The sequence below is a fragment of the Bradyrhizobium sp. UFLA05-112 genome (assembly GCF_053572325.1).
Map to the genome: position 1 here is coordinate 1 of NZ_JBANBK010000172.1, position 5,512 is coordinate 5,512.

Annotated in this window: 5 protein-coding genes; 1 reads left to right on the top strand and 4 read right to left on the bottom strand. The window is 57.5% G+C overall.

Features of this window, described 5'->3' with window-relative positions; translation table 11 throughout:
- Positions 1-318 precede the first annotated feature (318 nt).
- Positions 319-1,308 (bottom strand): ketopantoate reductase family protein, encoded by a 990-nt coding sequence (locus tag SO180_RS41865; protein ID WP_449384614.1) that lies wholly within the window; start codon positions 1,306-1,308, stop codon positions 319-321.
- A 644-nt stretch (positions 1,309-1,952) separates the two neighbouring features.
- Here SO180_RS41865 and SO180_RS41870 point away from each other — a divergent pair.
- The gene (locus SO180_RS41870) at positions 1,953-2,444 is read left to right on the top strand and encodes a hypothetical protein (protein WP_449384615.1); all 492 of its coding nucleotides are present in this window, start codon (positions 1,953-1,955) and stop codon (positions 2,442-2,444) included.
- 429 nt (positions 2,445-2,873) lie between these two features.
- Here the strand turns inward: SO180_RS41870 and SO180_RS41875 are convergent, their stop codons facing one another.
- From SO180_RS41875 to SO180_RS41885, 3 genes are all read right to left on the bottom strand, one after another.
- Positions 2,874-3,905, bottom strand: coding sequence for a hypothetical protein (locus tag SO180_RS41875; protein ID WP_449384616.1), 1,032 nt, complete (start codon positions 3,903-3,905; stop codon positions 2,874-2,876).
- Positions 3,874-4,536, bottom strand: coding sequence for a nucleotide-binding protein (locus SO180_RS41880; RefSeq protein ID WP_449384617.1), 663 nt, complete (start codon positions 4,534-4,536; stop codon positions 3,874-3,876). Before SO180_RS41880 ends, SO180_RS41875 begins: the two co-directional genes overlap by 32 nt.
- 233 nt (positions 4,537-4,769) lie before the next feature.
- Positions 4,770-5,435: a substrate-binding domain-containing protein gene (locus SO180_RS41885; RefSeq protein WP_449384618.1), complete on the bottom strand. Its 666-nt coding sequence runs from the start codon at positions 5,433-5,435 to the stop codon at positions 4,770-4,772.
- Positions 5,436-5,512 lie beyond the last annotated feature (77 nt).

The window sequence follows — 5,512 nt, forward strand, 5'->3', positions numbered from 1 at the left end:
AGTTGAGGCCCTCGCCAAAAAATGGGCAGGCAAGCGCGCCAAACGCAGCTAACCCGCGGCCTGCACCGGAGGGTTACTCTGAAGAGAGCACGAGGTCCGGAGTGCCTAGGAGTCCGGACACGCTTTTTAGATCAAGGACTTAGCCGATCTAACCAATTGAAAGTACTTAAATAAGCATTGCCCATCGTTGCCGACGATCGCGCTATATAGTTATGGTCCGTGGACCCAAATTGGACCCAACATCAGGTCCGGTGACATGCCTCGCACAATGCGCTTGCCGCTGAACCGACTGAATTCGGTGCCGCGCTAATAGTCTAACTATCGTTCTGAACGATCACCGCTGGACTGGTCTGGCGATCTTCGCGCAGTGGCTGCACGCCAGTCGATATGCCGTACGAGCCCCAGGATTGTTCGGGTAACAGGGGTTGCTACGCCACGCTCGTCTGCATGGCGGACCACCGCGCCGCATATCGCCTCGATCTCGGTGGGTCTACCTGCAATAACATCTTGAAGCATGGAAGGCTTATGATGGATGTGGTGTGCGAGCGCATCGGCCAACATCTCTTCCACATGCTGCTGCTCAACGGCAAAGCCGCAGGCGATCGCCGTACTACAAACCTCCGAGACAATCTGAAAAGCCAACGCCCGCGTTTCCGTGTGCGCGCCGATTTGACCCACCGCTGATCCGGTGACTGCGCAAAGGCCGTTCAAAGCGGCGTTGAACGCGACCTTCTCCCAGATCGCCGTTTCGGCATGTGGATCGATTACCGCATTGAGCCCGCTCCGCGCGAAGAGATCGGGAAGGAGGTCCAGCGTCGGCGAGGCAGGTTCGCCTGCCGCCGCGAGCCGAGCAACGCCGCGACCGTGAGATTCGACGCTGCCCGGCCCCCTAATATCGGCGGGGTAGGTTGTGATGCCGATCAGCACATTTCGAGGATCGGCGAACTCGGTGAGAACAAGCTTGTTATCGAGCCCGTTTTGCAGGCTCAAGAGCGCCGTGTTTGGGCCGATCGAGCTACGTATGGCGGTTAGTGCCTGCTTCGTGTGCATCGCCTTCGTGAAGACGATGACGAGGTCGTAGACGGCATTCACCTCGGAGGGAAACAGAACCGGGACGTGAATGCGGCGCTCGCCTGCATCCGTCTTGAGGTTGAGGCCGTTCTTGCGAATCGATTCGACATGAGCGGCATCGAGGTCGATTAGGGTGACATCTGCTCCGGCCTCGAAGAGACTGCCCCCGAATAAGGATCCCATTGCGCCGGCTCCGAGAACGGCGACACCGAATGAGTGGCTGCTCTGGTCGGACATCGTTCCTCTTCCCGGTATTGTCCAGTTCTAGCTGGATTGGCTCATTGTGGCGCAGAACAGCACGCTTCACCTGTCCCGCGGTCCGTCGTCCGATCTCATCGGTTCTTAATGGATAATGATTGCCCAGAGTGCCCGCCGGAGCCTCAGTAGATGACGGCATATCTATCACACATGGTACATTTACTGTACTGAGCCCGAACGCTACCGAGCGCCTAGGTGATTTCCTTTGGGGGGCCTAGCTGTTGGCTTCTTCGCCAAACATTGCCTTCGCTCGACTTCTTGCCAGCGATCCGTAACCAGAATGTCGCAGTTGGGTCAGACTCGCAAAAGCTCGTGCCGAGCATAACGAGTCCGCTATACCCCCGAAAATCGGCATAAGAGCTCACCTTGCGAAGGTCTGCGTCGGGCCGATTAATCACTGGTATCTCTGAGTCGCAACCGCGGCCTTTTTCAACGGAATCGGCCAGTACCCGAAAAGCCAGAAAGCGCCGGCGTTGATCTACGTCAAAGAATGTACGGTGGTGAGCTCCAATATTTTCTTCTCTGCCGAGCACATTGAAGATCAGAAGGGCAGAGTAATTTCACGGTACCCGCATTCTGCACGCGATCAGCGACGCGCAAGTCGTAACTGGGAGGAGAAACCCATGTCACGTACGAAACTCATATTTTCAGCCGCGTTATTGGCCTCGGCCCTTTCAACGCAATTGATTGCTGCTGAGGTTAAGGTCGATCAGCAGACCTGCTATACGGGACCAGCCCACCTCATTCAGCACGCTGACGGAATGGTGGCTGGGTCGTATGCCGTTATCGGTACGTCGCCTGGAACGGAAGGGACCCCATTTCACATGATGTCAGGGCAGTGCCTAGGGGCATTTTCGGACGTCAGCGGCCAGCACGACGAAAACGGCAGTTGCGAGTTCGTGGACGCGGCCGGCGACAAGTACTTTGTCGTGTATTCCCGGAAGGGAGATCCTGCCAAGGCCGAGGGGACGTACCGTGTCGTTCACGGCACGGGCAAATTCGCCGACATGAGCGGAAGCGGGAAATGGATGCCCATCGGTAACTTCCCGCCCAGCGGCATGCCAAACATGTTTAACGGCTGCAATCACGAGTGGGGGGCGTATACCATGAAATAGGTGGCAGGATGTTCGGGAAGGCGCTTGTGCGTCTCTGTGCAAACAAGGCAAGCGCAATGTCGGAGTCGGTTCAAACCGGTAATACTCTGACCGAGCGGAATATTTCCGCTTAGCCCTCAAGATCAAGCACGAGGGCTGAACCACAAGGAGAGCCCAACTTCTGGAGAGCGCGCTGGGTGACATCAGCCGTCGGCGCATCAACGGATGGCCAGACCGCCATGCGCATCCGCCGAACGGCTCTGGGTGACCAGGGAAGGGGTCCAAGGAGGTTTCGAAAATGCGGACGCGAGCAGGTAAGGTCCGCAGGTCTAGCAAGGTGAGTGCCGGTGAGGCTTCAAACCTGATGCGGCGCCCGGCTTTCGAAGAAGCTCGGACAAGGGGGCCTCGGCCTCAGTTAAATCGGACGCCAAATGGCCGTGCTGTTTAGCTTTACATTTCTGGATCTGAAATGCGGGTCAGCATCTTCACGTGCGGTCCTGCCCGTTTGAAGATCGGCTCCCAAAAGGCATAGGCCGTCTCGGCGAAACTCGCGCTTATGGTGAACTTCGTGAGCGCCCCCCGATATGCCGCCTGTCGCCGGCAGCCCTGCCCCTCGACAAGATGCCAGATGAATTGAGCGACCTGGCGCGCATACGTGCTCGGACGCCCTCGGTGGTTGGGTACGATCTCAAGCCGCATGGTCCCGGTGTCGCGCGTCTCTGGTTCGGTGATATTGGCAAGCCAGATGAAGATTGATGGGTCAATACTCCCGGCATAGCCGTCGCGCTTGAGTTGCTGATTGATCATAGAGAACGCGCTGGCGGCTTCTCTGAAGCATTCGCTCAGGATGAAGTTCGCCTGATTCTCCAGCTTGCCGCTCTGAAGATCGTCCAGCAATCTGACCGCCTCGTCTGTGAGCCGCCGCATGTATCGCAGTTGCGGCTGCCTCGCGCCTTCGGATGGTTCCTTCTGCACAACCAGCTCGGGCGCATCCGCGCAGAACTCCGTTGTGGTTTCTTTGCGAACGATCAGAAAATTGCCTTCAAGAGTGGAGCTGCCGATGTCTTTCGACTCGGCTTCGTCTTCCACCCGTGTCTCCACGAGGTTCTTTGCATGGTCCAACGCAGCATTCAGGCTGGCTTTGATGTTTTCAAAAGCTCCGTTTTGATAGTCCTTGGCAATCTCCACCATCATCTCGTTGGTAATGTCGGAATCTAGGAGTTCGTCCTTGCGCGGCGCCGCCGCATTCCGAGATTCAAGCACCGCAACGGGATTCGGAGCCATCGCTTGCCTTGCAAGGATTGTTTGATCAGACGTCTTCTCGCCTGTGTGCTCCGATCGCGGATTGGAAGCAGCAGTCCCGCTGGACAACACAAACAAACCATCGTCAATGGCTCGGCTCGCCGCCGCGGTAAGCTCTACCAGCGAGCGTCGCGCACAGCGCGTATGGCTAGCATGCCGCCGTTTTTGCGTGTGGCTCATGATCTAACGACCCCTCGACAAGCTTTTTCAAGACCCAGCGCCACAGCTCACGAACTTCCTCCGAGGCTCTTCCCTCTTGTGCAAACTCGGTCACGCCTAATCCTGCCCCAAGCGCGTCCTGGTGGTCATTGCGATGTCCGACGTAGGGAAGCGCAAGCACCCCGAGCGAATTGAGCGACGTTGCAGCTTCACTCACGCGGCAGCCCCGCGGTGGCGTCTGATTGAGGACGAAAGCAAATCGGCGGTTGAGCCTACGAATAGCAATCAACGTCGGTATCGCGGCTTCGATGTCGGCCAGACTCGGACGCACCGGGATCAGGCAAAGGTCGGCCCTCGCGATGGCGCGTATGGCCAGTGCATTGTTCGTGGCGGCGGTATCGAGGATCGCAAGCGAGATTCCCTCAGCTTCAAGGCTGACGAGCGCCCCTTCTATTTCGGTGGGATCGGAGACCCGAACGACCCGCGGATAGGGATGGCCGCGCCGTTCTTTCCATTTTGAAATCGTGCCTTGTGGATCCGCCTCGACAATTGCGACTCGGTCCCCGTTCACCATCGCTGCGACTGCAATTCCGACCGCCAGCGTGCTCTTGCCGCTTCCGCCTTTTTGGGTAACCAGAGCAAGGATATACATCTCCTGCGCTTCCCGGATGACAACGACATGAAACGCACGAGTCGTCGAAAAAAATGGGACTACCAATCGGTGACCTACCACTCCTCATCGTGAATCGCATCAAGAGCGAGCGTGGAACTCACAACCAAATCAAGATCCAGCCACTAACGATATACCGCGCTATACGTTGTAACGCTGGCCGGTCCATACATGCGGGCCAAAGGGCCACTTTCAGAGTCCTGAAATTTCAGAGATCAATCCAGCTCCAGGAGTGCTCCAAACTCATTCTCGTTCATCTGCGCAAAATCATAACGCGGGTAAACGTCCCTTGCCTGCCTGAAGAAGAAGTCGCCGAACGCTTTTGCCGCATCGAAGCGCAGCGGGTGATTGACGTGAGCGAAGGCGATCTGGGTGAAGAATGGCTCGGTGCCGGCAATAGCAACAGACTCGATGTGATCTGGGAATATTCGTGCCCAGTAAGAAACTAGATGGTGCCATGTAAAGGCTACGTCCGCGTAACCGCGGGCGACCATCTCAGGAAGATCGCGATGCATGATGCCAAGCCGGCCTGAGAAATCCGCCTCTGCTGCGACGAGAGCATCGGCTGCGGCTTTTCCCAGCAAAGTCTCCGTGGCAGCAAGGCATTTTGCTCGAACATCGCCGGTATCCGGCAGCGCGATCCGCGTACCTGGACGTATCACGTCAGGCAGCCCGCGAATGCCGAGCGGATTACCCTTCCGAACCAGCAGTGCGACGCCGCGATTCCTGCAGAAGAACCGCGCCTCACGCTCGACCACTCCCTGCTGATGCAACTGCCGCAATGGTTCTGGGTAGCCCATGAAGATATCAGGATAGAAGCCGGAGCTACGGCTGACATCGAGCGTGAGGTTGCCAAGCGCAACGCTCCCGGTGCGGATCATCGTAACCCTCCGGTGCAGGCCGCGGGTTAGCTGCGTTTGGCGCGCTTGCCTGCCCATTTTTTGGCGAGGGCCTCAAC

What these genes read in the sequence shown, in the direction of transcription:
- SO180_RS41865 (WP_449384614.1), bottom strand. Translation starts at nt 1,308, where the DNA reads ATGTCCGACCAGAGCAGCCACTCATTCGGTGTCGCCGTTCTCGGAGCC.
- SO180_RS41880 (WP_449384617.1), bottom strand. Translation starts at nt 4,536, where the DNA reads ATGTATATCCTTGCTCTGGTTACCCAAAAAGGCGGAAGCGGCAAGAGC.
- SO180_RS41875 (WP_449384616.1), bottom strand. Translation starts at nt 3,905, where the DNA reads ATGAGCCACACGCAAAAACGGCGGCATGCTAGCCATACGCGCTGTGCG.
- SO180_RS41885 (WP_449384618.1), bottom strand. Translation starts at nt 5,435, where the DNA reads ATGATCCGCACCGGGAGCGTTGCGCTTGGCAACCTCACGCTCGATGTC.
- SO180_RS41870 (WP_449384615.1), top strand. Translation starts at nt 1,953, where the DNA reads ATGTCACGTACGAAACTCATATTTTCAGCCGCGTTATTGGCCTCGGCC.